We start from the raw sequence: 26,920 nt of genomic DNA on the forward strand, positions 1-26,920 counted from the left end.
AACACAGGAAATTCATAGAAATACAGGACTTCTTATGCGCGCCAATCGGGGAGAAAGCGAACCGTCTCACCAGGCGCCAGCCGCGGATTGAGGTAATCCTGGGGATTGGGGCTGATCAGCCGCACGATCCGTCCCTCGTAGGGTCCTGTCGGTTCCACCACCATGGTGGCCTCGCCCAGCGGCAGTTCGCGCAGTTGACGCTTTTCCACCTGCTCCATGTTGGCAAACACCATTTCCATCGGAACGACCGAGTAAAATATCACTGCAGCACCTTCTCTCCGTTGCGCACCTTTTCAATCAGCTCATTCAGTTTTTTCAGCGCTGGGCCCAATCCGCCCACTTCGTCGATCAGCCCGTACTTGACGGCATCGGCCCCGATCACGTTGGTTCCGATGTCGCGCGTCAGTTCGCCGGTGCGCAGCATCAGCTCGCGAAACTTCTCTTCGGTAATCTTGGAGTGGCGGGCGATAAAACTGACCACCCGGTCCTGCATCTTATCCAGGTATTCAAACGTCTGCGGCACGCCGATTACCAATCCGGTCAGGCGGATGGGGTGAATCGTCATCGTGGCCGTTTCGGCGATAAACGAGTAATCGCCCGCAACCGCAATCGGCACGCCGATGCTGTGTCCGCCGCCCAGCACCAGGGTGACGACCGGTTTGGACAAGGAAGCGACCATCTCCGCAATGGCCAGTCCCGCTTCCACGTCGCCGCCCACGGTGTTGAGGATCACCAACACCCCTTCCACCTTGCTGTTTTGCTCGGCTGCCACCAACTGCGGAATAATGTGCTCATACTTGGTGGTCTTGTTTTGCGGCGGCAGTTGGATATGCCCCTCCACCTGCCCGATAATCGTCAAGCAGTAGATGTTGCTTTCCAGCTGCGGGACATTGGTTTGCCCCAGCTGGGTAATCGAGTCGAGCAGCTTCTTTTTCTGATCGTCAGTCTCCGGCGGCGCCGCAGCCGGCCGCGGCTGATCATTCGGTGCCGACGGGGGGACGTCCTGTCCTGAAAAAGGGGGGCGGTTGAGGTAATCGGTTATTCGTCGGTTTGGCATGGACCATCCTCCTCGCTTTCCTCCGTTAGTATGGATTGGACAAGGGAAAACGATACACTTCTGGAAATGAGGCAGAACGGGCAGGCCAAAAAACACGTGTCGTCAGACCTATATTTTCAAACAGCTTAGGTCTTTTCTCTTGGAATTTTATTGCAGACAGAATGGCAAGCCTTTACAATAAAAGAGACTAATTCTTGGAAGGAGGACCATGTGTTTTGAACAACATTGTGGCACGATCAGGCCTGACTACCGAGCAGCAGTTAATTGTAAACTCGGAGCTGGAAAAAAGAAGAAAAAGCAAGGGAATGGCTTATTTATTGTGGTTTTTCCTTGGCGCATTTGGCGGTCATCGCTTTTACGTAGGTGACATAGGTATTGCGATCGGCATGATTCTTGTTTGGATTATCGGATGGTTTACTTTTTTATCCCTACGACCATTTGGTTCATTATTGATGCATTTTTGCTCAGCAAACGTGTTGACAAGTACAACGAACAAGTTGAACTTGAAATCATCCAAAAAGTCAAAATGCTCGCCGCAAACAGTGATGTGGCTCAATAAATTACGCCCTTTATGGGCGTTTTTTTAAACAAAAGGAACCCTTGTGAGAACAAGGGTTCCTATACTTCCATGATGATGGGCAGAATCATTGGACGACGGCGCGTCTGATCGTACAGGAAGCGCCCCAGTGCTTCCTTCACGTTGTTTTTCAGGGAAGACCATTCATTTACATTTTCTTCCATACATTTGACAAGTGTTTGGGTTACTATGCGATTCGCCTCGTCCAGCAGTTCTTCGGATTCACGCACATAGACGAATCCGCGGGAGATGATGTCAGGACCAGACAGGATCGTGCCATTTTGTTTGCTGAGTGTAACGACAACTACCAGAATGCCATCTTGAGAGAGCAGTTTGCGGTCCCTAAGTACAATATTGCCGACGTCGCCGACGCCAAGACCGTCAATCAGCACGTTGCCTGCGTGTACCTTCGGACCGTAACGGGCTTTGCCGCCGGAAATCTCCACCGTGTCGCCGTTGTCCAGCAGGAAGATGTTCTCCCGGGGAACGCCCACTTGTTCCGCCAGAATTCCGTGCATCCGCAACATGCGGTATTCGCCGTGAATGGGGATAAAATACTTGGGTTTCATCAGGTTGAGCATCAGCCGCAGTTCTTCCTGGCTGCCGTGACCGGAAACGTGGACGGTGCCGCTGGGTCCGTGACCGCCGTAAATTACCTCTGCGCCAATGCGGTACAATTGGTCAATCGTGCGCGCCACGTATTTTTCGTTGCCCGGAATGGGCGTAGCGGCAATCACGACCGTATCCCCTGGAAGGATGTCAATTTTCCGATGGGCGGATCGGGCCATCCGGGTGAGCGCAGACATCGGCTCCCCTTGACTTCCAGTGGAGAGAATGACTACTTGATCGGCTGGAAGCTTGTTTACTTCATCCGTCTCGACAAACACGCCCTCGGGTACATTCAGATACCCCAGGTCCTTGCTGATGGCAATGACGTTTTGCATGCTCCGTCCGACAACCGTAATCTTGCGGTTAAACTGAATCGCCGCATCCACCACCTGCTGAATGCGGTGGACGTTGGACGCAAACGTGGAAACGATGATGCGTCCCCTTGCCTTGCTAAAGACGTCCTTGATTGCCACGCCAACAGCACGTTCCGAGCCGGTGAATCCCGGCCGTTCAGCATTGGTACTGTCGGACAAGAGACACAAGACTCCCCGCTCACCGATCATTGCCATCTTTGCCAGATCCGCCTGTTGATTATTGACCGGCGTCTGGTCAAATTTGAAGTCCCCGGTGTGCACGATGTACCCTTCCGGCGTCTCCAGGCAAACCCCAACACTGTCCGGGATGCTGTGGTTGACGCGGAAAAACGTCGCTTTCATCTTGCCGAGAACGATCTCCGAGTCGCTGTTGATCAAAACCCGCTTGGTATCGGCCAAGATACCCGCTTCCTTCAGCTTGGCTTCAATCAGGCCCATAGTAAGTTTCGTGGCGTAAACGGGCACATTGAGGTGTTTGAGCACATAGCTGAGACCGCCGATGTGGTCTTCGTGGCCGTGCGTGATAATGATGCCGCGAACCTTGTCACGATGTTCTTCCAGGTACGTGATGTCCGGAATGACCATGTCAATTCCCAGCATTTCCTCTTCCGGGAATTTTAATCCGGCGTCGATGACCACGATGTCGTCATCGCACTGCACCACGTACATGTTCTTCCCAATTTCGCCAACTCCGCCCAGGGCGAAAATGAGAACAGAGTGTTTCGATTTTGCCAAAACGTGTAACCTCCTATATTTAGTTGTCCATTACACTCAAAAAACCGCCCCAAATCACTTAGTAACATTATAACCGAACGCAAAAGCGGAACTCAAGAAAAAACAACCAAATAGATTGCATCCCAGTCACGACGCAAAAAAGCTGCCCGTCCGGCACTTTCTCTTGCCTTCGGGACAGCTTTTGGCTGCAGTCGACAGGTTATTGCAGCAGCGAATGCACAAACGCTTTTTCCTCGTCGTTGAGCTCTACCAATGGCAGGCGAACGCCGCCCACCGGCACGCCCAGCTTCTCCAATGCCGCCTTCGTCGGTGTGGGGCTCGGGTATTTGAACAGCCCTTCGAACACGGGCAGCAGCTTGCGGTGAAGGGCGGCAGCCTTGGCGTTGTCGCCGCCGAAGTACGCCGCCATCATCTCGGCCATCTCGCTGCCCACGACGTGGCTGGCCACGCTGACCACACCAACGCCGCCAATCGATAGAATCGGCAGTGTCAACGCGTCGTCCCCGCTGTACAGTTCAAAACCCTCAGGCGCCTCCTCGACAATCCGCGCCATTTGCGACAGGTTGCCGGACGCTTCCTTGATGCACACCACATTGGGCAGCTGCGCCAACCGCACGGTGGTCTCAGCGGCCATGTTGACGCCGGTGCGGCCGGGCACGTTGTACAGCATGACCGGCAGACTGGTTGCTTCTGCCAGCGCCTTGAAATGCCGGTACAAGCCTTCCTGCGACGGACGGCTGTAGTAGGGTGCCACCAGCATCACGGCGTCCACGCCGATCTTTTCCACTTCCTGCGTGAATTCGATGCTGGCAGCCGTATCGTTGCTTCCCGTCCCGGCGATGATGTGGCATTTTCCTTTCGCGTACGCCACGACATGCCGGAACAAGTCCAGTTTTTCGGAACGGGTCAGCGTCGGCGATTCGCCGGTCGTGCCGCTGACCACTAGCGCTTCCGTACCGGTAGACAGCAGATGGTCAATCAGTCGTTCCGTTTTCTCGTAGTCGATTTGCAATTGTTCCGTAAACGGGGTCACCATGGCGGTAACCAGTCGGCCAAAACGTGCCACGTCCTCCAACTCCTCTTCGATTGTTCCCCCATCTGCCACGGCAAATGGAGCTACATGTGTCCGTTGTGCAGCTTGAACTGTTTGTGCAGGGCGCGAACAGCGCGCACCATGTCCGCTTCGTGAACCAGCACCCAGATGGTCGTATGCGAGTCGGCCGACTGCAAGATCTGGATGTCTTCCTGCGTCAGCGCCTCCACAATCTGCGCCATTACACCGGGAACGCCGGCAATCCCCGCACCGATGACAGAGACTTTGGCGCAGTGCGGCAGAATCTGCGGTTCGTATCCCAAGTCGGTCAGAATCCGCGCTGCTTGTTCGCTCATCTCGTCATGGACGGTGTACGCCACGCCCAACGGATTTACGTTGATAAAGTCCACACTGATGCTGTGCTGGGCCATCGCCTTGAACACCTGCAATTGGGTGTCGTACGTTCCGTCCTTGTTCGCCACCTTGATCTGTGTAATGTTCGGCACGTGCGCGATGCCCATGACCAGGCGGTCGTGTACAGTATAACCCATCTTGTCAATTTCCAGCATGGTGGTCACCAGCGTGCCAGGGTCGTCCGAAAACGTGGAACGCACCCGAATCGGCACGTTGGCCTGCATCGCAATTTCCACCGCGCGGGGATGGATCACTTTGGCCCCCAGGTGGGCCATGTTGCAAATTTCCGTATACGTCACCGTGCTGAGCGGCTGCGCTTCTTCGACAATCCGCGGATCAGCCGTCATGATGCCGTTTACGTCAGTAAAAATGTCCACCCTTTCGGCGCGGAGGGCGACACCAAGCGCTGTCGCCGTGGTGTCGCTGCCGCCCCGCCCCAGCGTGGTAATCTCCCAATCAGCCGTGCGCCCCTGAAAACCGGGAACGATGACCACGTTCCCCGCTTCCAGTTCCTTGCGAATCCGGCCGGGATCAATCGATTCGATCTGGGCGTTGGTAAACTCGTCTGTCGTGACGATGTTGGCCTGCCCGCCCGTCAGGATTGTGGACTTGATGCCGCGCGCATTCAGCATGCTGCACATCACGGTGGCGGAGATGATCTCTCCGGTGTGCATGAGCAGGTCCGTCTCCCTGCGGGGCAGGCGGTTGCCGTTGTTGCGAATCAACTGCAAGAGCGTGTCGGTCGCATACGGGTCACCTTTGCGCCCCATTGCAGACACGACGACGACGAGGGCATAGCCTTCGTCGAGCGCTCGTTCCATATGCGTAATAGCCCTCATTCGGCACTCTTCCGTCGTCAGGGAAGAACCGCCGAACTTCTGGACGAGAATTTTCACAAACCTCTCCCCTATGCTCGTGCTTTGATGAGTTCTTCAGCGATTTGTACCGTATTCCATGCCGCACCTTTGAGCAAGTTGTCGGAAACGATCCACATGTGCAGGCCGCGGGGGTGATGCAGGTCGCGTCTTACCCGACCAACAAACACGTCCAGCTTGCCGGCTGCATCGGTCGCCAGCGGATAACGCTGCTCTTCGGGCTGATCCACCAGCACGATGCCAGGCGCCTGTTCCAGCAGAGACTTCACTTCGTCCAGATCGTAGTCCTGTTTCAGCTCCACGTAGACGGCTTCGCTGTGGCCGTAGACGACCGGAATGCGCACGCACGTGGCGGAAACCAGCACACTGTCGTCACCGAGGATCTTTTTGGTCTCGTTGACCATTTTCATCTCCTCGTAGGTGAAGCCGTTGTCCGTGAACACGTCGATTTGCGGAATGGCGTTAAAGGCGATCGGGTGATGCACCGGCAGCTTGCCGACAGGCAGCACCTTGCACTCCGGCTGCTTGCCGTCCAGAACGTCGCGGGTCTGCGTCAACAGCTCCTGAATGGCAGATGCACCCGCGCCGGATACGGCCTGATACGTGGAGACGATGATGCGATCTATTCCATATCGATCATACAAGGGTTTCAAAGCGGCTACCATCTGAATCGTCGAGCAGTTCGGATTGGCAATGATCCCCTTGTGCTTGAACGCGGCCTCCATGTTCACTTCCGGCACGACGAGCGGCACGTCCGGGTCCATTCGAAACGCGCTGGTGTTGTCAATTACCACGGCACCGTGACGCACGGCGTGATGAGCCAGTTCCTTGCTGACCGCCCCGCCGGCGCTGAACAAGGCGAAATCCACTCCGGCAAAGCTGTCCGGCGTTGCCTCTTCCACGACGACGTCCTGTCCCTTGAAGCGGACGGTCTTGCCGGCGGAACGTCCGGAAGCGAGCAGTTTCAACTGCTTGATCGGAAAGTCGCGCTCCTCGAGAATCTTGATCATTTGCTGTCCGACTGCGCCGGTCGCGCCGACCACAGCGACGGTGTAGGTCAGTTGGTTCGCCATCTTTTACTCTCCTCCAAATCGCTTTTCAGTTGTTACGAATAGTTGTATCTTTCTATCAACAAGGGTTGCAACTGTCGGCCTTCCAAAGCAGCTTCACACGTCTCCAAGATCAAATCCATGCGGGCGACAAGCGAATTGGGCTTTTTCTCCGGCGCATCCTGTCCAAACGGAACAAAGTAAATGTTTTTCGCCGCGAGCAGCTTGGCGATGTTGGCTGCATTCAAGCCCAGACCGTCATTGGTGGAGATGGCGATGACGACCGGACGCAAGTTGCGCATCGTCGCCTTGGCTGCCATCAACACCGGACTGTCAGTGATTGCGTTGGCCAGACGACTGGTCGTGCTGCCTGTGCAGGGGGCGATCACCATCACGTCCAGCAGCTTCGACGGCCCCAGCGGTTCTGCCTCCGGAATCGAAGCGATCAGCGATTCCCCCGTAATCTCCACCAACTTGCGCTGCCAGCTTTCCGAAGTGCCAAAGCGCGTATCCGTCGTCATGATCGTTTGTGAGACGATCGGGATCACTCTCGCGCCTGCGTCCACCAGCCGTTTGATCTGCGGCATCGTCTCGTCTAACGTGCAGTGGGAACCGGACAAACCGAAACCAATGGTCTTTCCCTTCAGTTTACTCATGTTGATTCCCCCTGGTGATCGTTTGTTCCGCAATTAGACGAGACAGCGTTTGAGCCATGATCTTTCCGGCGGTCTTCGGTGCGACGATTCCAGGCAATCCGGGAGCGAGCAGCGCTTTGATGCCTCGTTTTTCTGCATAGCGAAAATCAGTGCCCCCCGGCTTCGACGCCAGGTCCAGGATAAATGCCGTCTGCGGCATCTGGGCAATCACTTCCGCTGTGAGGACAAGATGAGGCACGGTGTTGAATATAAAATCGGCATTGGTCACCTGCTGCTTCAATTCGCTGAAATGAAAAGGGGTAAGCCCCATTTCATAAATGCGTGCCAAGTGTTCCTGACGTCTCGCCCCCACCTTGACGCGGGCGCCCAGCGCATGCAGCGCCCGCGCCATGGACATGCCTGTCCGCCCCAATCCGAGCACGATGGCCTGTGATCCGTGAATCGTAATGTCCGTATGTTGAATTGCCATCATCAACGCTCCCTCCACCGTCGGGATGGAATTGTAGATGGCAACATCATCACGATCTAATAGTTCCACCAACGTAATCTGCGAGGCTGCCAGCAGTTGTCTCAGATAGGGCTTCGCCATGCCGGTGTACACGACGCAGTGCTTCTGCAAGCTGGCTGCGTGCTCTTCCAAAAGCCGCAGCGGCTTGGAGCAGAAGATGCTTTCCACGTAACCGTCGTCATCAGTACCGACCACGGGCAAGATGAGGGCATCCACGTCTCGCAACACATCGCATGATAATGGTCTCTTCGTTGCCCCGGTGAAGATGCTTTCCAGGTTGTCAAAGCCAATCAACGTGACGCTGGCATCCAGTTGTATGCACCGCTTGATGACTTCCAACTGGCGGGCGTCGCCGCCGATAAAGGCAACATGTATGCCCGTTAGCATGCTGCGTTCCCCTTTCCACACATTTTACTGCAATCGATTCGAAACGCAAAGGTTTTTCCGTGTGAAAAAGATAACGGAAATCGTTGCGGTCTACCCCCATCCTATTCGCCGTTTATAGGTTCGGTTACACTCACCCTACTTTTCAGAGGCTTGCGGCTCTCGTCTGTGCATTTGGATGATCACCATGTCAGGACCGATTTTGACGATCGCCTCCCAAGGGATCACGATGTCCTCGCGCCGTTTCCCCAAAGCGAAAAAGCCGCCTTGCGGTATGATGATCGAACGGATTTGTCCCGTCTCCGTATTGATCTCCAGATCCGCGTCGCCGATCACGCCCAGCCGTTCCCCGTTGTCCAGCCCGATGATCTCCTTGCCGCCAAACTCGCTCAAGCGCATGCCGTCTCCCCCTTTGTTCCGAACCGCCGCAGTCATTCGCCGGCAGATCTTTCCCGTGTTTGGGCACCAGCCCGTCATCACCATGCTTATACGAAAAAATCCGGCCTATGCCGGATTTTTTGTCCTCCCTTTCTACAGGAGAATATCGCTTTTCACATTGGCCGGGAAACCGTCCAGCGGGCTCACCATCGCCAGCGCCAGTTTGGAGCGGAACAATTCGCGTGCCACGGCGTGGACCGACTCATGGGAGACGCGGTCGATCTTGGCGAGAATCTCATCCAGTGTGAGGTGGCGCCCCAGCAGCAGCTCGTTTTTGCCCAGCCGGCTCATGCGGCTGTTGGTGCTTTCCAGGCTGAGCATCAGGCTGCCCTTCAACTGCTCCTTGCCCTTGTTCAGTTCCTTGTCGGTAATGCCGTTTTCAGCAACGTCCCGCAGCACGTGGGCGACGATGTCAAAGACTTGCCCGACCTGCTCCGGCGCCGTCCCGGTGTAAATCGTGAAGGTACCCGTCTCTTTGTATGAAGAGTGGTACGAATAGACGGAGTACGCAAGCCCGCGTTCTTCGCGGATTTCCTGGAACAGCCGGGAGCTCATGCTGCCGCCGAGCACGTTGTTGAGCAGAATGAGCGAGTATATCTCCTCGTGTCCGACCGGATAACCAGGCAGCGAAATGCACAGGTGCGCCTGCTCCGTGGCCTTGTGCTGCGCTAACGCGTTGGCCGCGAACACAGGTTGGGCCACGTCCATTTGCTGGGCATGACGCTGAAACGCAGAGAAGCGCCGTTTGATTTCTTCGATCAGGGAGTCGTCAAAATTGCCCGCCACCGTCACCACAGTATTGGTCGGCAAATAACGACGTTCAATGTAATTGATCAAATCGTCACGTTTGAGCGCTCGCAGCACCTCTTCCGTGCCGAGAATGGGGGACCCCAGCGGATGGTCAGCGAAGCTGGCGCGGGCAATCAGATCATGCACCAGATCGTCCGGGGTATCCTCGTACATGCTGATCTCTTCGATCACCACGTTTTTTTCCTTTTCCAGCTCCTCCTCGTCAAATACGGAGTGAAAGTACATGTCCGCCAACACGTCAAGCGCTATCGGGGCATGCTGGTCCAGCACCCGCGCGTAGTAGCAGGTGTACTCCTTGGAGGTAAAGGCATTCACATTGCCGCCAATTTCGTCAAAGGTTTCGGCAATTTCCTTTGCCGAACGGGATGTGGTCCCCTTGAAAAACATGTGTTCCAGAAAATGGGAAATGCCGTTGTCCTGTTTTGTTTCGTATTTGGAGCCGGTCCCCACCCAGATGCCCAGTGCAACGGAACGCACGGAAGGAATCTTCTCCGTCACGATCCGCAGACCGTTTTCACATGTATGCCGTTGAATCACACAAATCCTCCTCGGTTGTCTATCTGTCTCTATCCGCTTCGGGACTCTCTTGTAAACACGTCTAACTATAGCAAAATTCCCTTGACTCCACAATAAATGATCCCATTGTCTTGCACTTTCAGGGCAAGCGCCGGCTGGAAATCACTCCAGAAACGGTGGTGGGGACCAATCCCTTTTGCTTCGCCATCCTGATCAACGTATCCAGCCCTGCTGCCGTGGGCGCGGTCGGGTGCATCAGAACCAGTACTCCGTTGCCCATTTTGGGCTCGATCCGCCGAATCAGCACGTCTACCGACGGCTTTTGCCAGTCAACCGTGTCCGCTGTCCAGAGGATGGTCGTCATCTGGAAGTCGTGGCGGGCGATGTCGACGACCGCTTGATTGAACGCACCGGAGGGAGGGGCAAACAGCACAGGTGTTACCCCTAGTGTATGGCGGATCACCTCCTGTGTGCGGCCGATTTCCTGGCGAATGCGCTCACGGCCCAACCGGCTCATGTCGGGGTGGGAGTATGCGTGGTTGCCGATCTCGTGACCCCGGGCAGCAATCTTTTTCGCCCATTCCGGGAAGCGTTTGACCCACGACCCGTCCAGGAAAAACGTGGTCTTCACCCCGTGTTTGTCCAGCGTGTCCAGGATGGTATCGAGATACTCGTTGCCCCAGGCAACATTGATCATAAACGAAATGGCCGGCTTTTTTTCGTTCCCCCGGTAAACGGGGTGCGCACCCAATTGTTCCAGCGTGACCGCCGGAGGGACCTCCTTGTACACCAGCGACTCCGGGCCTGGCGTGCGGGACCGCTTCATGTTGGCCAGGGATGCCTCGACGTCCACGACGCGTCCGTTGTAACCGGGAATCGCTTTCCAGATGGGGTCGATCCGGGCATTGATCGGTGCCTCTTCCCGTCCCTGTTTCCACTGATCGATCAGGGCGCGCAGCCGTTCATCCCCTTCCAGGGAAAGCGCTGCCTGCACGGTCTGGCGCTTGACCGTGTCAACGTACTGATCGATCGGACCGTTGCTGAGAACAAAGAACAGGAGGACCGCACCCCCTCCCATAAACCACAAGCGTTTTGCCTTTTGACCCATGAGGGTTGCCCCCTTCCTTCTCTGCCGTACAACCTTTCTTTGTCCAGTGTATGTATGGAGAAAAACGGTTAGACGAAAAAAGAACATCCCTGTCAAAACAGAGATGTCCGTGTGCAGACGACGTGGTTGGCAAAACGCAAAACGCAAAAAGAAAAAGCTTCCGTACGCGAAGATACCTTCGAGTGACGAAGCCTTTTGCTTGTAAGTTATTCTGCTTTAGCAGCCGCACGCTGTGCCGCCTGTTCCTTCAGCACGGCCTTGCGGGACAGGTTGATCCGGCCCTGGTCGTCAATTTCCGTAACCTTGACGAGCACTTTGTCGCCGATGGAGACGACATCTTCGGTCTTGGCGACCCGTTCTTCCGCCAGTTGGGAAATGTGGCAGAGACCTTCCTTGCCGGCAAACAGTTCGATGAACGCCCCGTATTTTTCCACGCGCTTCACGGTGCCCAGATAGGTCTGGCCAACGGTTACCTCGCGAACCAGGTCTTCGATGATCTGTTTCGCACGCAGGTTGGCTTCCTGATCGACCGAGGCGATGTAGATGCGACCATCTTGTTCGATGTCGATTTTGACGCCCGTTTCGTCGATGATCTTGTTGATGACGCGTCCTTGGGGACCGATCACTTCGCGGATCTTGTCCGGATTGATCTGCATCGTGATAATCTTCGGCGCGTATGGAGAAAGCTGCGGCCGCGGTGCGGAGATCGTTTCCATCATGTGCTTGAGAATCACGAGCCGTCCTTCGCGAGCCTGTTCCAGCGCCTGCTGCAGAATCTCCCGGTTGATGCCGGAAATCTTGATGTCCATCTGAATGGCGGTAACCCCTTTTTCCGTACCGGCCACCTTGAAGTCCATGTCGCCGAGATGGTCTTCCATGCCCTGGATGTCAGTCAGGATGGAGAAGGTCTTGCCGTCGTTGCCCATGATCAGCCCCATCGCGATACCGGCAACCGGCGCCTTGATCGGCACGCCTGCATCCATCAGAGCCAACACGCTGGCGCAAATCGACGCCTGGGAGGTGGAGCCGTTGGATTCGATCACCTCGGAAACAAGCCGGATGGTATACGGGAACTCGCTCTCAGACGGGATGATCGGTTCGATCGCCCGCTCGCCCAGCGCTCCGTGCCCGATTTCGCGGCGTCCCGGTGCCCGCAACGGACGTGCTTCCCCTACACTGTACGGCGGGAAATTGTAGTGGTGCATGAAGCGTTTGGACTCTTCCAGACCCAATCCGTCCAGGATCTGCACATCCCCCAGCGCACCGAGCGTACATACGCTGAGCGCTTGCGTTTGGCCCCGTGTGAACAGCCCGGAACCGTGCGTGCGAGGCAGCAAGCCCACTTCGCTGGACAGCGGACGAATTTCGTTGAGGGCCCGTCCATCCGGCCGGATTTTCTCCTCGGTGATCAGGCGACGCACTTCTTCCTTGACGATGTTGTGCAGCACCTCGTTGATCATCGCTTCCTGTTCCGGATACGTCTCCGGATTGAGCTCGGCAAAGTGCTGACGCGTTTCTTCCTTGATTGCGTCAATTGCGTCGTAGCGCGCCTGCTTCTCCTCGATGCGGATCGCTTCCTTCAACCGGGCTTCGGCATAGCTGCGGACAGCCTGGTCAATCTCCGGGTCCACTTCATGCAGCACGACTTCCATTTTTTCCTTGCCGATCTCGGCGACGATCTGATCCTGGAATGCGACCAGTTCCTTGATGACCTCGTGACCGGTCATGATCGCTTCCAGCATCACTTCTTCCGGCACCTGGTCGGCTCCCGCCTCCACCATGTTGATGGCGTCGCGCGTACCGGCCACGACCAGATGAATGTCGCTCTTTTCCATCTGTTCGACGGTCGGGTTGATCACGAACTGGCCGTCTACGCGCCCGACGATCACGCCGGCAATGGGGCCGTTAAACGGAATTTCCGATACGCACAGCGCAGCCGACGTACCGATCATCGCAGCGATCTCCGGCGAGCAGTCCTGGTCAACGGACAGCACCGTGTTTACCACCTGGACTTCATTGCGGAACCCCTCGGGGAACAACGGACGAATCGGACGGTCAATCAGGCGGCTGGCCAAAATCGCCTTTTCGCTGGGACGTCCCTCCCGTTTGATAAACCCTCCGGGAATTTTCCCGACTGCATACAGGCGCTCCTCGTAGTTGACGGTCAGCGGGAAAAAGTCAATCGGCTTTGCTTCCTTGGATACCGTCACAGCGGAGAGAATCGCCGTATCGCCGTACCGAACCAAAACCGAACCTTGTGCCTGCTTGGCCATCTTGCCGAATTCCAGCGTCAGTTTGCGGCCTGCCAGGTCAAAGTCGTATGTACGGTATTGTTGCTCCATGTTGCTAGCAGTCCTCCTTCACGACGTAGTGACACGTATACAATCTTTTTCTACCTATATGTATTATTTCCTGCCTGTTTGAAAATTAAATGGCACCCTGTGCCAGTTGCACGGGAAGAATGGAGTTTCGCCAGCGGTCGCCGGGCGCAGGATCGCCGAGAAGCGACTGGTCTGCAGCTCGTAACGTCACCCCGCTGGCGGAAAGAGGCGCAGACAGCAGAAAAAGCGGGATGAACCCGCTTTCCAACTGATGTCATTAGCGACGCAGACCGAGACGGTCAATCAGTACGCGATAGCGCTGAATGTCCGTTTCTTTCAGGTAGTTCAACAGATTGCGGCGCTGACCAACCATCTTCAGCAGACCACGACGGCTGTGGTGGTCTTTCTTGTGAACGCGCAGATGTTCGTTCAGGTTGTTGATGTTTTCGGTCAGGATAGCGATCTGAACTTCCGGAGAACCAGTGTCGTTCTCATGCGTGCGGAACTCTTGAATCAGTTGAGCTTTGCGTTCTTGAGACAGTGCCATCATGACTCACCTCCCTCTTGTCTATCCCCGTCAGCCGAGTCTGCCGCCGGTGAGTGTCGGACAGCCAAGCTGCGGTTATCTGTACAACGTTTTGAATTATAGCATACCGCTCATGGAAAAGCAAAGAAAAGATTTACACGTTCGCCTCGGCAAACTTCCGCTTGGCGTACTCCACATCTTCCCGAATTTGTGCGATCAGCGCGTCCACACCGGAGAATTTTTGCTCGTCGCGGATGAAGAACAGAAATTCCACTTCCACTTCTTTTCCGTACAGGTCTCCCTGGAAGTCAAAAATGTGCACTTCCAGCGACTTTTCCTTCTTCTCCAGCTCAAACGTCGGCTTGATGCCCACGTTCATCACGCCCCGGTAGCTTTGCCCGTCCACGTTGAAACGGACGCCGTACACCCCGTTTTTCCCGATCAGATACGGGCGTGATAGGCGCACGTTGGCTGTGGGGAAGCCGATCGTGCGGCCGCGCTTGTCGCCGTGGACGACCACGCCCCTGATCTTGTACGGCCGTCCGAGCAGCAGACGGGTCTGCTCCACGTTGCCATGGTGCAGATACTCACGGATGATCGTGCTGCTCACTTTTTCGCCCAACCGGTTGACCGGTCCGACGATGTCGATGCCGTACCGTCCCTCGCTTGATGCCAGCAGCGTCTGTGCAGTACCCATGCCGCGGTAGCCAAACGTGTAGTCAAACCCGACGACCACATGGCGGCAGTTGAGCGGCAGCAGGCACTCGGCGATGAAGTCCTCCGGGTAGACGGCCGCGAAGGCGATGTCAAAACGCATCACGTAGGTCAGATCTACGCCCATCTTTTCCAGTTGTTCCAGCTTATCCGCCAGCGGGGTGAGATACTGGCTGTACCCGGTCTGCCCCAGCACCTCGCGCGGATGGGGATCGAAGGTCATGATCGCGCTTTTCCATCCGTTCATCTTGGCCGTGTCGATCGCTTTCTGAATCACGCGCCGATGGCCGATATGTACGCCGTCAAAATACCCCAGGGCAATGGCGCAGGGGTCCGGCTGCAAATCCCGCGGCAGTGGATACGTCAAGGATATCGTTTTCACGTTTACACCTCGGTGGGAAAGACTTTTTCAGCCTTGGCAAAAAGACCTTTGGGGCCGCGGCAGACGCGGTGAATGCCTAGCAGCTGTTCGCCTGCAAACAGGCAGATCAGGCTGCCCTCTTCCGCCTTCACGCCGGGAAGAGCGGTGGACAGACCGTTCAGCACCGCTTTTGTCCGCTCAGGCGGCACCTGATACCTCGGCAAGAACGAGACCGCTTGCGACAAGGGGACCAACCAGGGGGACAAATCCTCACCGCCCGCGCTTTTTTCTTCCAGCAGCTCCAGCGCCACGGCGTCCCTTTCTGAAAACGGGCCGCTTTTGACGCGCCTCAACTGCTTCATATGGGCAGGATACCCTAGAGCTCGTCCCAGGTCAACACACAAGGTGCGCACATACGTGCCTTTGGAACACGTGCAGGAAAAGTGCACGTCTACGCCGTCGCCGTCCGGCCGGATGTCGTGCAGGTCCAGTTCGTAGATCGTCACTTTGCGGGCGGGGCGCTCCACCACTTCGCCCTCTCTGGCCAATTGGTACAGCCGCTTGCCGTTTATCTTGACGGCAGAGTACATCGGCGGCACCTGCTCGATCTCGCCCAGAAACTGGCGGAACACGTCATTCAGCCGCTCTGTCGTGATCTCCGCAGAGTCGACCGGCACGTGTTCCACCCGTTCACCGGCCGCGTCCTCGGTCGTGGTGGAGGAACCGAGGCGCATCACCACATCGTAACGCTTCGGAAGGTCCTGCAGGTATTCCACCAAGCGGGTGGCATGCCCCAGACAGACAGGCAGCACACCGGTCACGTCCGGGTCCAGGGTGCCGGCATGCCCCACTTTTTTCGTGCGAAACAGGCGGCGGATACGCGCCACGCAATCGTGGGAGGTCATTCCGGCCGGCTTGTCCAGCACGACGACGCCATGCCACTTGTTACTCATCGGCGTTCACTCCCAACGCCTGCCCCAGGGCGTTCCACACCCGTTCCTGCGCCTCCGCCAGCGTTCCGCGAAGCGTGCAGCCTGCCGCTTTGGCGTGGCCGCCGCCCCCCAGCTGCTTGGCGATCTCCGACACGTCCACGCGGCTGCGGGCCCGCAGGCTCACCTTCACCGTCCCCGGCTCCGCTTCCACAAACGACACGCCTACTTCCACGCCTTCAATGTTGCGGCAGTAATTTACCAGTCCCCCGGCATCCTCCCGGTCGGCCCCTACACTTTCCAAATCCTGGCGAGAAACAAAAACGGATGCCACCAGGTTGCCATGGGACATGCGCAGCGTCTGCAGCGCCTGCCTGAGCAGCTTGACATGGGACAGCGTGATGACTTCAAGACACCGCTCCGCCACGTCGCCCGGATTGACGCCGTACCGCAGCAAGCGGGCGGCGATCTCCATGTTGTACGGCGACGTGTTGGAGTAGCGGAAGCCGCCCGTGTCGGTCAAAAGTCCCGTGTAGATGCAGAGCGCAAAATCTTCGGTGATCGGCAGCCCGGCCGCCTCGTTCAGGTCATACAGAATCTCTGCCGTGGCCGCCGCATCGGTGCGAATGACGTTTACCGCACCAAAGGCGTCGTTGGTGGGATGGTGATCGATATTGAGCAGGGCGGCGTCGGGGGCAAACAGATGACGCACGTCCCCCATTCGCGACGCATCGGCGCAGTCGACCGCGATCACGGCGGAAAAGGTGTCGCCGGCCAAATCTTGCGAAAGATTGCAAATCCGCTCAAACCGGGGCAAAAATGAAAATTTGTCCGGCGCGCCGCTCTCATTGACGAGCACGTATGATTTTCCCAACTGTTCCAGCATTGCGGCCACAGCCAGTGTAGAACCGATCGCATCCCCGTCCGGGTTGACGTGGGAGAGAATCAGGAAGCGATCGTGTTCCCGCAGGAACCGGACCGCTTCCTCCAAGGCACGGCGATAATCAGTCATCCTGCTTGTCTCCTTTGGCACCTTCTGTGGAGATTTCACGGAGAATCGATTCAATCCGGTTCCCGTAATCGATCGACTCATCCAGTTTGAATACGAAATCGGGCACGTGGCGCAGCTTTACACGCCGGCCGATCTCCGTGCGCAGATAGCCCTTTGCCTTTTGCAGCCCGGCCAGGGACGCCTTGCGCTGTTCGTCGTCGCCGAAAATGCTGACGAACACCTTGGCCAACTGGAGATCGCTGGTCACTTCCACATCCGTTACCGTGACGAAGCCGATGCGCGGGTCCTTCAGGCCGCGCTGCAAGAGGACGCTCAGTTCTTTCTTGATCTCCTCGCCCACCCGGCTCATCCTCGTCTTGTTCATTTCTGTCACCTCCGCTGGCGTTAGTCGTAGTATTCCGTATCGGCGCGAATCAACTCCACGCCGGGATGGTTTTCCACCAGACGGACAGCCGCCTGGATTTGTTCCTGCAAAAACGACCATTCATTAGCAACGGCAGCGATACCCAGCACGGTACGCTGCCACTGCTCTTGACAGGCCAACTCCGCCGCGGAGACGTTGAAGCGGCTCCGCAGCTTGCCAAGTATGCTCTTGACGATGGCCCGTTTCTCCTTTAGATTGCGGCAGGCGGGCAGAAACAGTTCGATCCGCGCCCCCGCCAGCATTACTGCTTCACTTCCTCCATGATGAAGGCTTCGATCACGTCGCCGACCTTGATATCCTGGAAGCGCTCCAGGGTCAGGCCGCACTCGTAGCCGCTCATCACTTCGCGTACATCATCCTTGAACCGCTTGAGCGTATCCAGCTTGCCCTCGTAGATGACCACACCTTCGCGGATCACGCGGGCGCCAGCATCGCGGGTAATCTTGCCCTCGGTGACGTAGCAACCGGCGATGTTGCCCACTTTGGAGACCTTGAAGATTTCGCGGATTTCCGCCTGGCCGATGATGGTCTCCTTGTAGACCGGGTCCAGCATTCCTTTCAGCGCCTGCTCGATCTCGTCGATGACGTTGTAGATGACGCGGTGCAGGCGAATGTCGATTTTCTCCTGTTCCGCCATGTTGCGGGCATTTGGCTCAGGACGCACGTTGAAGCCGATCACGATGGCGTTGGACGCGTTGGCCAGGGTGATGTCGGACTCCGTAATCGCCCCTACACCGGTGTGAATGATCTTGACACGCGTGCCGTTCACATCGATCTTCTCGAGCGCGCCGCGGAGCGCTTCCACGGAGCCCTGCACATCCGCTTTCACGATCAGGTTGAGCTCTTTCACATCGCCCTCCTGAATGTGCTGGAACAGATCGTCCAGGGAAACGCGCGTGTTGGCGCGCCGTTCCGATTCGCGCTGCTTGGCTGCGCGCGCTTCACCGATGGAGCGGGCCTTTTTCTCGTCTTCGAAGACCATGAACTGGTCGCCCGCCTGCGGAACGTCATTCAGACCGGTAATCTCCACTGGCGTGGACGGTCCTGCTTCCTTCAGACGGCGTCCCTTGTCGTTTACCATCGCACGGACGCGGCCATATGCGGTGCCCACGACGATCGGGTCCCCGACTTTAAGCGTACCATGCTGCACCAGGACGGTTGCCACCGGTCCGCGCCCCTTGTCCAATTCGGCCTCGACGACGGTACCGCGGGCGCGCTTGTTCGGATTTGCTTTCAACTCCTGCACCTCGGCAACGAGGAGGATGTACTCCAACAGCTCCTCGAGGCCGATGCGCTGTTTTGCGGAGATCGGGCAGAAAATGGTGTCGCCGCCCCACTCTTCAGCCACCAGTCCATACTCGGTCAGTTCCTGCTTGATGCGCTCGACGTTTGCCTCCGGCTTGTCGACTTTGTTCACGGCGACGATGATCGGCACGTTTGCTGCCTTGGCGTGGCTGATGGCTTCCACGGTTTGCGGCATGACACCGTCATCCGCTGCTACGACGAGAATGGTAATGTCGGTGATTTGCGCACCGCGGGCACGCATCGTGGTAAACGCCGCGTGGCCGGGGGTGTCCAGGAACGTAATTTTCTTCCCTTTGACTTCCACCTGGTACGCACCGATGTGCTGGGTGATGCCGCCTGCTTCACCCGCTACGACGTTGGTGGAGCGGATGGCGTCCAACAGGGTGGTCTTCCCGTGGTCGACGTGACCCATGATGGTGACAACCGGCGGACGTTCCACCAGATCGGCCGGGTTATCCACTTCTTCAATCGTCTCGAAGTTGGTTTCGTCGATGACGATCTTCTCTTCCACTTCGACGTTGTACTCGGAGCAGATCAACTCGATGGCATCGCGGTCGAGATCCTGGTTAATCGTCGCCATGATACCCAAATTAAACAACTTTTTGATGATTTCCGCCGGTTCCCTGCGCAGTTTTTTCGCCAGTTCTGCGACGGTAAGCGACTCGGTGAAGGTAATTTTGGACGGCGGATCCGGCAGCTGGCGCTGTTGCTGTTCGCGCCCCTGCTTGCGGTTCTCCTGACGTTTGTTGCCGCCTTTGAACGGCTGATTTTTCTTGCTGTCGTCGAATCCCTTCTTGCCGCCCGCACCTTTTTTGATTTTTTCCCGCTTTTCCAGGGAAACTTTGGGCGGGATTTTTACCTTGTCCTCAAAGTCGTCGCCTGCGCGCGGATCGTCATGTTCATTGACCGTTGGCTCATGTTGGGCAACCTGCTGCTTGCGATCAAATGGTTTTGCGGATTGGCTTTTCATATCGCTCGGTTTTCTCTCCTGATTCTTCCCCTGATTTTTTCCTTGTTGCGGACGCTGCTGGTCGGCACGCTGGCCGCCGCCCTGACGGCTTGCTCCGCGATCAGACGGGCGTTCGTTGCGACGCTGCTGCTGAGGCTTTTGCTTCCCTTTCGACTCCTCTGTCCGCTTCTTGTCGCCTTCCTGTTTGGGCTTCGCCTCCGCCTGACCGGCGGGCCGCTGTTGTTCCGGCTTGCCGCCGCTCCGCAGCTTGGCAAGGTGATCTTCAATTTTTTTGATCGTTGCTTCATCCATGATACTCATATGATTTGCCACTTCTATGTTCAGCCGCTTTAACAAATTGAGGATTTCCTTGCTGCTCATGTTATGCTGTTTGGCGTATTCATACACTCGAGTCTTCAAGTGATCTTCACCCCTTCTGAATTAGGTGAGCAGGCGCAGTATGCTGTCCGCCAGATTCCCGTCCGTAACCGCTACGGTGACACGCCCTTCCTTGCCGATGGCGTGCCCCAGCGCGTACCGGTCGCCTGCCGTTACGCACGGAACACCGTAATAGGCGCACTTGTCACGTACCTTCTTCGTCGTGTTGGCAGAAGCGTCGGCCGCGAGCAGCACCAGCTTGGCCTGACCGGTTCGCACTGCCTGAACGACCAGCTCCTCGCCGGATATCACCTTGCGTGCACGCATGGCCAACCCCAGCATTTGCGCTGCCTTGGGGATCATTGTCCCATCATCTCCAGCCATTTCTCACGGAACGCGTCGTATTTTTCCTGGGTGATGGACATGTTCAGTGCGCGTTCCAGCACTTTTTTCCACTTGCCCGAAGCAAACGTGTCCGGCTTCAGACAGCTTTCCTGACGGCACACGTACGCCCCGCGCCCGGCTGCCTTGCCAGTCGGATCGATGATAATCTCTTCGTCCGGGGTCCGCACGACGCGCACCAGTTCTTTTTTCGGAAACATTTCCTGACACACGATGCATTTCCGCAATGGAATTTTCTTTTGCTTCATGGCTATTCGAGGTCAGCCCCCTCATCGCCCGCTTTCGGGTAGGCGATGCCTTCCTGTTCAGCCTGTGTCTCGCTCTTGATGTCGATCTTCCAACCGGTCAGCTTGGCCGCGAGACGGGCGTTTTGACCGCGCTTGCCGATTGCCAGCGACAATTGATAATCCGGTACGATCACGCGGGTCACTTTCTCGGCAGCGTTCACTTCCACGTGCAGCACCTTGGCCGGGCTGAGCGCGTTGGCCACGTATTCCGCGGGATCTTCCGACCAGCGCACGATGTCGATCTTCTCGCCCTTCAGCTCGTTGACGATGGTCTGTACGCGCATCCCTTTAGGCCCCACACAGGCGCCTACCGGGTCGACGTCGGGGTTGATCGAATGGACGGCGATCTTGGAGCGGTCGCCGGCCTCACGTGCGACGGATTTGATCTCCACCACGCCGTCGTAGATTTCCGGCACTTCCAGTTCAAACAGCCGTTTCAACAGGCCGGGATGCGTGCGGGAGACGATGATCTGCGGTCCTTTGGTCGTCTTTTCAACTTTGATGATGTAGGCTTTCACCCGATCCTGGGGCTTGAAGTCGTCGGTCGGCATTTTCTCCGTGATCGGCATCACTGCCTCCGCCTTGCCCAGGTCAATGTAGTAGTTGCGGGCATCCATGCGCTGGACCACACCGGTGATGATGTCGTCCTCCCGCTCGATGAACTCGCTGTAGATGAGTCCGCGCTCTGCTTCGCGAATGCGCTGGGTCACCACCTGCTTCGCGGTCTGAGCGGCAATGCGGCCAAAGTCGCGGGGCGTCACTTCGATCTCGACGATGTCATCCAGCCGGAAGTTGGGATCAATCTCCTGCGCCGCTTCCAGAGAAATCTCCAGACGCGGATCGAGCACTTCCTCCACGACCGTTTTGCGGGCAAACACACGCACCTGGCCGGTGTGGCGATTCACGTCTACGCGAACGTTTTGCGCCGAATTGAAATTCCGTTTGTATCCGGAAATGAGGGCCGCTTCGATGGCCTCGATCAACACGTCTTTGGAAATTCCTTTCTCTCTCTCAATGGCTTCCAATGCCTCAATAAAATCGGCGTTCATGATTTTCGTTGCCTCCTCCTTTACGAACACACACCCGCGGGATTAGAAGACGATGGCCATCCGGGCCGCGTCGATTTGGTCCAGGGAAATGACGTAGGTTTTTTTCGCTTCTTTCACTGTCAGCTGTCCGTCCTCGAAGGATACCAGTTCCCCTTCGAACACGGTTGAGCCTTCCAGCGGCTCCTTGGTTACGATATGTACATGCCTGCCGACAGCCTTGCGAAAATCGCTTTCCTTGCGCAGCGGACGCTCTGCTCCCGGTGACGACACCTCCAGGAAGTACGCGGTAGGAATAGGGTCCACCTCGTCCAGACGCTGACTCAGCCGCTCGCTGACAAGGCCGCAGTCATCAATGTCGATGTTCCCGGTTTCATTGTCGATGAACACGCGCAGAAACCAGTTGCTGCCTTCTTTCTTGTACTCGATGTCAACCAGTTCCAGACCCAGTTCGTCGAGAATGGGCGTAACCAGTTCGGTGACAATGTCTGTTACCTTGCTCAAGCAAGTACCTCCTTGTCGTTGAAGCATGGGGTTCGGCCAGAAAGAAAGAGTGGGTTTCCCCACTCTCGCTCTGCGTGCGTATAACCAGTATTTCCAAAAAAATTATAGCATAACAGCCTGTCGTTGACAACCGTGTGTTGCCCAAATCCCGACAGGCCCCTCCGGACCGCTCCTCGTCCGGAGTCGTCAGAACAGCGAGAGCTGATTGGATTCCGGCAGCCCTTTAAGGGCTCCCTGCTCCTCCAGATATTCCAGGATGCTTTTGGAAATCCGGGCGCGGGTCAAGAGGTCTTCCTTGGAGAGGAACTCTCCTTCCTCCCGTGCCTTGACGATGCTGATCGCCGCGTTGGTCCCCAGACCGGGCAGAGCGTTGAACGGCGCGATCAAACTGTTGCCGTCGATCAGGAATTTGGTCGCATCGGAACGGTAGAGGTCGACGTTGGCAAAGCGAAAACCCCGCTCCACCATCTCCAGCGCCATCTCCAGTACGGTCAACAGCGCCTTCTCCTTGGGCTGCGCCTCGTGTCCCTTTTCTTCGATTTCCTCGATTCTTTGCCGGATTGCCGACGAGCCCTTGACCATCAACGGAATGTCGAAGTCGTCCGCTCGCACCGTGAAGTATGTTGCGTAAAACTCAAGCGGGTAATGCACCTTGAAGTAGGCGATCCGCACCGCCATCATCACGTAGGCGGTAGCATGCGCCTTCGGGAACATGTACTTGATCTTCTGGCAGGACTCGATGTACCATTCCGGCACGTTGTTGCGGCGCATTTCTTCCTGGTCTTCTTCGGGAACGCCTTTTCCTTTGCGCACCGACTCCATGATCTTGAAGGCGCGGGACGGTTCCAGCCCCTTGTAAATCAGGTACACCATGATGTCGTCGCGGCACCCGATCACCTCGGACAGCTTGCACGTCCCGCTGCGGATCAAGTCCTGCGCGTTGTTCAGCCAGACGTCCGTACCGTGGGAAAGACCGGAGATCTGCACCAGCTCGGCAAACGTCGTCGGCTTGGTGTCCTCCAGCATCTGCCGCACGAATTTGGTACCAAACTCGGGAATGCCCAGCGTCCCCAGATTGGTGCGAATCTGCTCCGGCGTGACGCCCAGCGCCTCGGTCGAACTGAAGATCGACATCGTCGCCTTGTCGTCGAGCGGGATCGTCTTCGGATCGATGCCGGTCAAATCCTGCAGCATGCGGATTACGGTCGGGTCGTCGTGGCCGAGAATGTCCAGCTTCAACAGGTTGTCGTGGATGGAGTGGAAGTCAAAATGCGTGGTCCGCCACTCCGATTCGCTGTCGTCCGCCGGGTACTGGATCGGACAAAAATCCTCGATCTCCATGTAGTCGGGCACCACGATGATTCCGCCCGGGTGTTGGCCAGTCGTCCGCTTGACGCCGGTGCAGCCGTTTACCAGCCGGGCGATTTCCGCGTTTCGCAGCGTCAGGCCGCGCTCATCCGCGTATTTGCGCACGTAGCCGTAGGCGGTCTTTTCCGCAACCGTGCCGATCGTTCCCGCGCGGTAGACGTTGTCCACGCCGAACAGTTCCTGCGTATACTTGTGGGCGCGCGGCTGGTATTCGCCCGAGAAGTTCAGGTCGATATCAGGGACCTTGTCCCCTTTGAAGCCGAGGAACGTCTCGAACGGAATGTCCTGTCCGTCTTTGGCCAGCTTGTGTCCGCAGGCGGGACAATCCTTGTCCGGCAGGTCGAAACCGGAACCGATCGAGCCGTCCGTGATGAACTCGCTGTGCCTGCAGTTTGGACAGCGATAGTGCGGCGGCAGCGGATTGACCTCGGTGATCTCGGCCATCGTGGCCACGAAGGAAGACCCGACGGAACCGCGGGAACCGACGAGATAGCCATCCATCAGCGACTTGGTCACCAGCCGCTGGGAGATCAGGTAAATCACGCCGAATCCGTGTGTGATAATGCTGTTCAGCTCTTTTTCCAGGCGCTTTTCCACGATCTCCGGCAGCGGATCGCCGTACAGCTTCTTCGCCTTGTCGTAGCACATCTGGCGCAGCTCGTCATCTGCTCCCTCGATGATCGGCGTGTACAACCGGTCCGGAATCGGGCTGACGTCCTCGATCATGTCGGCGATCGCGTTGGGGGCGGTCACCACCACTTCGCGCGCAGTCTCCTCGCCGAGGTGGGCAAACGCTTCCAGCATCTCGTCCGTGGTGCGCAGATAAAGCGGCGGCTGGTTGCCCGCATCAGGGGAGCCTTGCGACAGCAAAAACACGTCTCGGAAGATGTCGTCCTGCGGATTGAGAAAGTGGACGTCCCCCGTTGCCACCACCGGTTTGCCCAGTTCCTTTCCGATATCGACGATCAACTGGTGGTATCCCTTCATCGTCTCCAGTGAGGGAATCTCCTCATTGCGCAGCAGCGGCGCGTAGTGATCCAGCGGCTGCAGTTCGAGAAAATCGTAGAAGGCGGCTACTTCTTTCAGCTCGTCCCGCGTCTTCCCGCGCAGGATCGCCTGCATCAGCTCGCCCTCTTTGCAGGCCGTTCCGATCAAGAGCCCGTCGCGGTACTTGACGAGCTGGCTGCGCTGAATGCGAGGGACGCGGAAAAACGTCTCCACGTGGGAGCGGCTGACCAGTTTATACAGGTTTTTCAGCCCGGCCTTCGTTTTTACCAGCAGCGTGGCGTGGAACGGGCGGCCGCTCTTGTAGTCTGCCTCCGCATTGCTCCGCTCGTTCAGATCGGCCAGGGTTTTGATCTCCGCCTCCCGGATGTCTTTCAGCATGTACTGGAAGACGTGGGCCAGCGCCACGGTGTCATCCAGTGCGCGGTGGGCGTTGATCAGTTCCACGTTGAACTTTTTCGCCAGCGTGCCCAGGCGGTAGTTGCGCATGCCCTTGTAAAGCAGGCGGGCCAGCGGCAGCGTATCCAGGAAGGGGTTGTTCCACGGCTCCATCCCGATTCGCTTGGCGCAGGCATTAATGAACGCCTTGTCAAACTCCGCGTTGTGCGCCACGAGCACAGCGTCACCGGTAAACTCCTTGAACCGGCGCAGGACCACGTCCAGCGTCTCCTTGCCGCGCAGCATTTCGTTGGTGATCCCGGTAATTTCGGTCGTCTTGGGGCCAATCTCGATCTGGGGATCGATCAATTCCGTCCACTTGTCGACAATCTCCGTGCCGCGCATCTTCACCGCAGCGATTTCAATGATCGTGTGCTCCGCTGCGTTGAGACCGGTCGTCTCCGTGTCGAACACGACGTACTCGGTGTTTTCGTCGATCGGCAGGTTGTTCTCCTGAGTCAGGTTGTAGACGATGTCTACGCCGTCTTCCACCACGTACGCCTCCATGCCGAGGATGCACTTGATGTTGTTCTTTTTGGCGACGCTGTACGCTTCCGGGAACGCCTGAACGACGCCGTGGTCAGTGATGGCGATCGCTTTGTGCCCCCACTTGGCCGCCGTGCTGATGAGCGACTTGACGGAGGCGACGGCATCGAGCGCGCTCATCGGCGTATGACAGTGCAGTTCTACCCGCTTCTCCTCGGCTGTGTCTTTTCGCACGACCTGTTCGATTTGGTTGATGTCGTTTGCGACCATTACCAGTTCCCGCAGGAAGGTGTCATGCTGGACGCTGCCGCGCACTTTTACCCACAAACCGTCCTTTACGGCCTCCAGCATTTTGACGTCTTCCTTGTCGCGGGAAAAAATCTTGACCGTCAGCGAATCGGTGTAGTCGGTGATGTTGAACGTCAACAAATGGCGGCCGCTGCGCAGCTCCTTCAGTTCCGCGCCAAACACCGTGCCCTGGATGGTGACGCGCCGCTCTTCGTCCTGGATCTCGCGGATCGGCAGCGGCTCGTCCTTGATCTCGTAGCCGATCATCAGCGTGGTCACTGCCTCTGTCTTCTCACTTTCCTTATTCTCTTTCTCCTGCTGGACCGCGCTCATGACCTCTTCGATCAGCGCCCGCTCCTCTTCTTCCCGCTGCTCCATGAACGCCTTGTACGCCTCGTCGTTCTCTTCGGCCAAAAACGTAAAGCGCGGCACGCAGGCCGTCACTTTTTCAAAGGCGGCGGCCAGTTCGCTGTCCGCTTTCTTCCGCTTGGCCATCTCGACCGCCATCTCCGTCGGCAGGTACACGGTTACGCTCTGCGCCTCCACTTTCCGTTTCGCCTGGCGCAGCGTGACCGCCAAGGAGTTGATCTTTTGTTCCAGATTCTCCAGCAGCACGTCCCAGTACTGGCTGACGGCCTGCTCCACACTCGGCTGTTCGCGGTAGCGGAATCGGGCGTCCACTGTCGCCAAATGGGAAAAGCTCTGGATCAGACGGCGCATAAAGGCCTGATAGATCTCCGCCGGCAGCAACCGGGGCAGTGTAAAGGTAAACACCCACTCCTTGTTCTGCCGGTAGAGTTCCAATTTATCGATGTGCCCATCAAGAAAAAATCGCTCCACCCACTCTGCCGGCAGATCCAACTGTTTCACCAACAGCGAGAAGCGATGTTTTTGCTCTTCCAACCGATTCACGGTTCTCCACCTCAATCATGCCATCAGTACAAACCTGTCTGAAAAAAACAGGGGGTACTCCCACGGTTCAACGGGAGTACCCCGATTTGATTCGACAAAATCAGCCGAATCCCTGCTTTCTT

At 57.0% G+C, this 26,920-nt stretch carries 25 protein-coding genes; 1 reads left to right on the forward strand and 24 read right to left on the reverse strand.

Features of this window, described 5'->3' with window-relative positions; all coding sequences use genetic code 11:
• Positions 1-32: 32 nt before the first annotated feature.
• Positions 33-263 (reverse strand): YlzJ-like family protein, encoded by a 231-nt coding sequence (locus KDN35_RS07245; RefSeq protein WP_171564697.1) that lies wholly within the window; start codon positions 261-263, stop codon positions 33-35.
• Positions 260-1,057: a ClpP family protease gene (locus KDN35_RS07250; protein ID WP_171564696.1), complete on the reverse strand. Its 798-nt coding sequence runs from the start codon at positions 1,055-1,057 to the stop codon at positions 260-262. Before KDN35_RS07250 ends, KDN35_RS07245 begins: the two co-directional genes overlap by 4 nt.
• A 215-nt stretch (positions 1,058-1,272) precedes the next feature.
• On the opposite strand from KDN35_RS07250, the gene KDN35_RS07255 reads away from it, so the two are divergent.
• Entirely contained in the window at positions 1,273-1,644 is a 372-nt protein-coding gene (locus KDN35_RS07255; protein WP_249178972.1) for a TM2 domain-containing protein, read from the forward strand.
• A 31-nt stretch (positions 1,645-1,675) separates the two neighbouring features.
• Here KDN35_RS07255 and KDN35_RS07260 read toward each other — a convergent pair whose 3' ends face one another.
• The 22 genes from KDN35_RS07260 to KDN35_RS07365 form a co-directional block, all read right to left on the reverse strand.
• Positions 1,676-3,352: a ribonuclease J gene (locus KDN35_RS07260; protein ID WP_171564694.1), complete on the reverse strand. Its 1,677-nt coding sequence runs from the start codon at positions 3,350-3,352 to the stop codon at positions 1,676-1,678.
• A gap of 199 nt (positions 3,353-3,551) precedes the next feature.
• The gene (gene dapA / locus KDN35_RS07265) at positions 3,552-4,418 is read right to left on the reverse strand and encodes a 4-hydroxy-tetrahydrodipicolinate synthase (RefSeq protein WP_171564693.1); all 867 of its coding nucleotides are present in this window, start codon (positions 4,416-4,418) and stop codon (positions 3,552-3,554) included.
• A gap of 50 nt (positions 4,419-4,468) precedes the next feature.
• Positions 4,469-5,695 (reverse strand): aspartate kinase, encoded by a 1,227-nt coding sequence (gene dapG, locus KDN35_RS07270; RefSeq protein ID WP_171564692.1) that lies wholly within the window; start codon positions 5,693-5,695, stop codon positions 4,469-4,471.
• A gap of 11 nt (positions 5,696-5,706) precedes the next feature.
• On the reverse strand, positions 5,707-6,747 hold the full coding sequence (locus tag KDN35_RS07275; protein WP_171564691.1) for an aspartate-semialdehyde dehydrogenase: 1,041 nt from the start codon (positions 6,745-6,747) through the stop codon (positions 5,707-5,709).
• 32 nt (positions 6,748-6,779) lie between these two features.
• Positions 6,780-7,379 (reverse strand): dipicolinate synthase subunit B, encoded by a 600-nt coding sequence (locus KDN35_RS07280; protein ID WP_171564690.1) that lies wholly within the window; start codon positions 7,377-7,379, stop codon positions 6,780-6,782.
• Positions 7,372-8,274 carry a dipicolinate synthase subunit DpsA gene (gene dpsA, locus KDN35_RS07285; RefSeq protein ID WP_212132449.1) on the reverse strand — a complete coding sequence of 301 codons (903 nt, stop codon included), beginning with the start codon at positions 8,272-8,274 and terminating at the stop codon, positions 7,372-7,374. The genes KDN35_RS07280 and dpsA overlap by 8 nt, the downstream gene beginning before the upstream one ends.
• A 135-nt stretch (positions 8,275-8,409) precedes the next feature.
• Positions 8,410-8,670: a YlmC/YmxH family sporulation protein gene (locus tag KDN35_RS07290; RefSeq protein WP_171564688.1), complete on the reverse strand. Its 261-nt coding sequence runs from the start codon at positions 8,668-8,670 to the stop codon at positions 8,410-8,412.
• A 132-nt stretch (positions 8,671-8,802) separates the two neighbouring features.
• Positions 8,803-10,056, reverse strand: a complete 1,254-nt coding sequence (locus tag KDN35_RS07295) for a M16 family metallopeptidase (protein WP_212132450.1) — start codon at positions 10,054-10,056, stop codon at positions 8,803-8,805.
• A 118-nt stretch (positions 10,057-10,174) separates the two neighbouring features.
• A complete protein-coding gene (locus tag KDN35_RS07300) occupies positions 10,175-11,143 on the reverse strand; it encodes a polysaccharide deacetylase family protein (RefSeq protein WP_212132451.1) in 969 nt (322 codons plus the stop codon).
• Between the two features lie 206 nt (positions 11,144-11,349).
• A complete protein-coding gene (gene pnp / locus KDN35_RS07305) occupies positions 11,350-13,485 on the reverse strand; it encodes a polyribonucleotide nucleotidyltransferase (RefSeq protein ID WP_212132452.1) in 2,136 nt (711 codons plus the stop codon).
• A 256-nt stretch (positions 13,486-13,741) separates the two neighbouring features.
• Entirely contained in the window at positions 13,742-14,011 is a 270-nt protein-coding gene (gene rpsO, locus KDN35_RS07310) for a 30S ribosomal protein S15 (RefSeq protein WP_171564749.1), read from the reverse strand.
• A gap of 133 nt (positions 14,012-14,144) precedes the next feature.
• The gene (locus KDN35_RS07315) at positions 14,145-15,086 is read right to left on the reverse strand and encodes a bifunctional riboflavin kinase/FAD synthetase (RefSeq protein WP_171564684.1); all 942 of its coding nucleotides are present in this window, start codon (positions 15,084-15,086) and stop codon (positions 14,145-14,147) included.
• 2 nt (positions 15,087-15,088) lie between these two features.
• Positions 15,089-16,018, reverse strand: a complete 930-nt coding sequence (truB, locus tag KDN35_RS07320; RefSeq protein WP_212132453.1) for a tRNA pseudouridine(55) synthase TruB — start codon at positions 16,016-16,018, stop codon at positions 15,089-15,091.
• Positions 16,011-17,006 (reverse strand): DHH family phosphoesterase, encoded by a 996-nt coding sequence (locus tag KDN35_RS07325; RefSeq protein WP_212132454.1) that lies wholly within the window; start codon positions 17,004-17,006, stop codon positions 16,011-16,013. The genes truB and KDN35_RS07325 overlap by 8 nt, the downstream gene beginning before the upstream one ends.
• Positions 16,999-17,370 (reverse strand): 30S ribosome-binding factor RbfA, encoded by a 372-nt coding sequence (gene rbfA, locus KDN35_RS07330; RefSeq protein ID WP_171564681.1) that lies wholly within the window; start codon positions 17,368-17,370, stop codon positions 16,999-17,001. Before rbfA ends, KDN35_RS07325 begins: the two co-directional genes overlap by 8 nt.
• Before the next feature lie 20 nt (positions 17,371-17,390).
• Positions 17,391-17,672 (reverse strand): DUF503 domain-containing protein, encoded by a 282-nt coding sequence (locus KDN35_RS07335; RefSeq protein WP_171564680.1) that lies wholly within the window; start codon positions 17,670-17,672, stop codon positions 17,391-17,393.
• Positions 17,672-20,104, reverse strand: a complete 2,433-nt coding sequence (gene infB / locus KDN35_RS07340) for a translation initiation factor IF-2 (RefSeq protein ID WP_171564679.1) — start codon at positions 20,102-20,104, stop codon at positions 17,672-17,674. Before infB ends, KDN35_RS07335 begins: the two co-directional genes overlap by 1 nt.
• A gap of 21 nt (positions 20,105-20,125) precedes the next feature.
• Positions 20,126-20,425 carry a YlxQ family RNA-binding protein gene (locus KDN35_RS07345; protein ID WP_171564678.1) on the reverse strand — a complete coding sequence of 100 codons (300 nt, stop codon included), beginning with the start codon at positions 20,423-20,425 and terminating at the stop codon, positions 20,126-20,128.
• The gene (gene rnpM, locus KDN35_RS07350) at positions 20,422-20,712 is read right to left on the reverse strand and encodes an RNase P modulator RnpM (RefSeq protein ID WP_029098991.1); all 291 of its coding nucleotides are present in this window, start codon (positions 20,710-20,712) and stop codon (positions 20,422-20,424) included. The genes KDN35_RS07345 and rnpM overlap by 4 nt, the downstream gene beginning before the upstream one ends.
• A 2-nt stretch (positions 20,713-20,714) precedes the next feature.
• Entirely contained in the window at positions 20,715-21,800 is a 1,086-nt protein-coding gene (gene nusA, locus KDN35_RS07355; protein ID WP_171564676.1) for a transcription termination factor NusA, read from the reverse strand.
• Positions 21,801-21,842: 42 nt separating this feature from the next.
• Complete coding sequence (gene rimP, locus KDN35_RS07360; protein ID WP_171564675.1) at positions 21,843-22,301, reverse strand: ribosome maturation factor RimP; 459 nt, start codon at positions 22,299-22,301, stop codon at positions 21,843-21,845.
• A 186-nt stretch (positions 22,302-22,487) separates the two neighbouring features.
• Positions 22,488-26,798: a PolC-type DNA polymerase III gene (locus KDN35_RS07365; protein ID WP_171564674.1), complete on the reverse strand. Its 4,311-nt coding sequence runs from the start codon at positions 26,796-26,798 to the stop codon at positions 22,488-22,490.
• Positions 26,799-26,920 lie beyond the last annotated feature (122 nt).

Origin of the sequence: Brevibacillus sp. NL20B1 (assembly GCF_018195675.1) — a bacterium.
Classification (GTDB): domain Bacteria; phylum Bacillota; class Bacilli; order Brevibacillales; family Brevibacillaceae; genus Brevibacillus; species Brevibacillus aydinogluensis.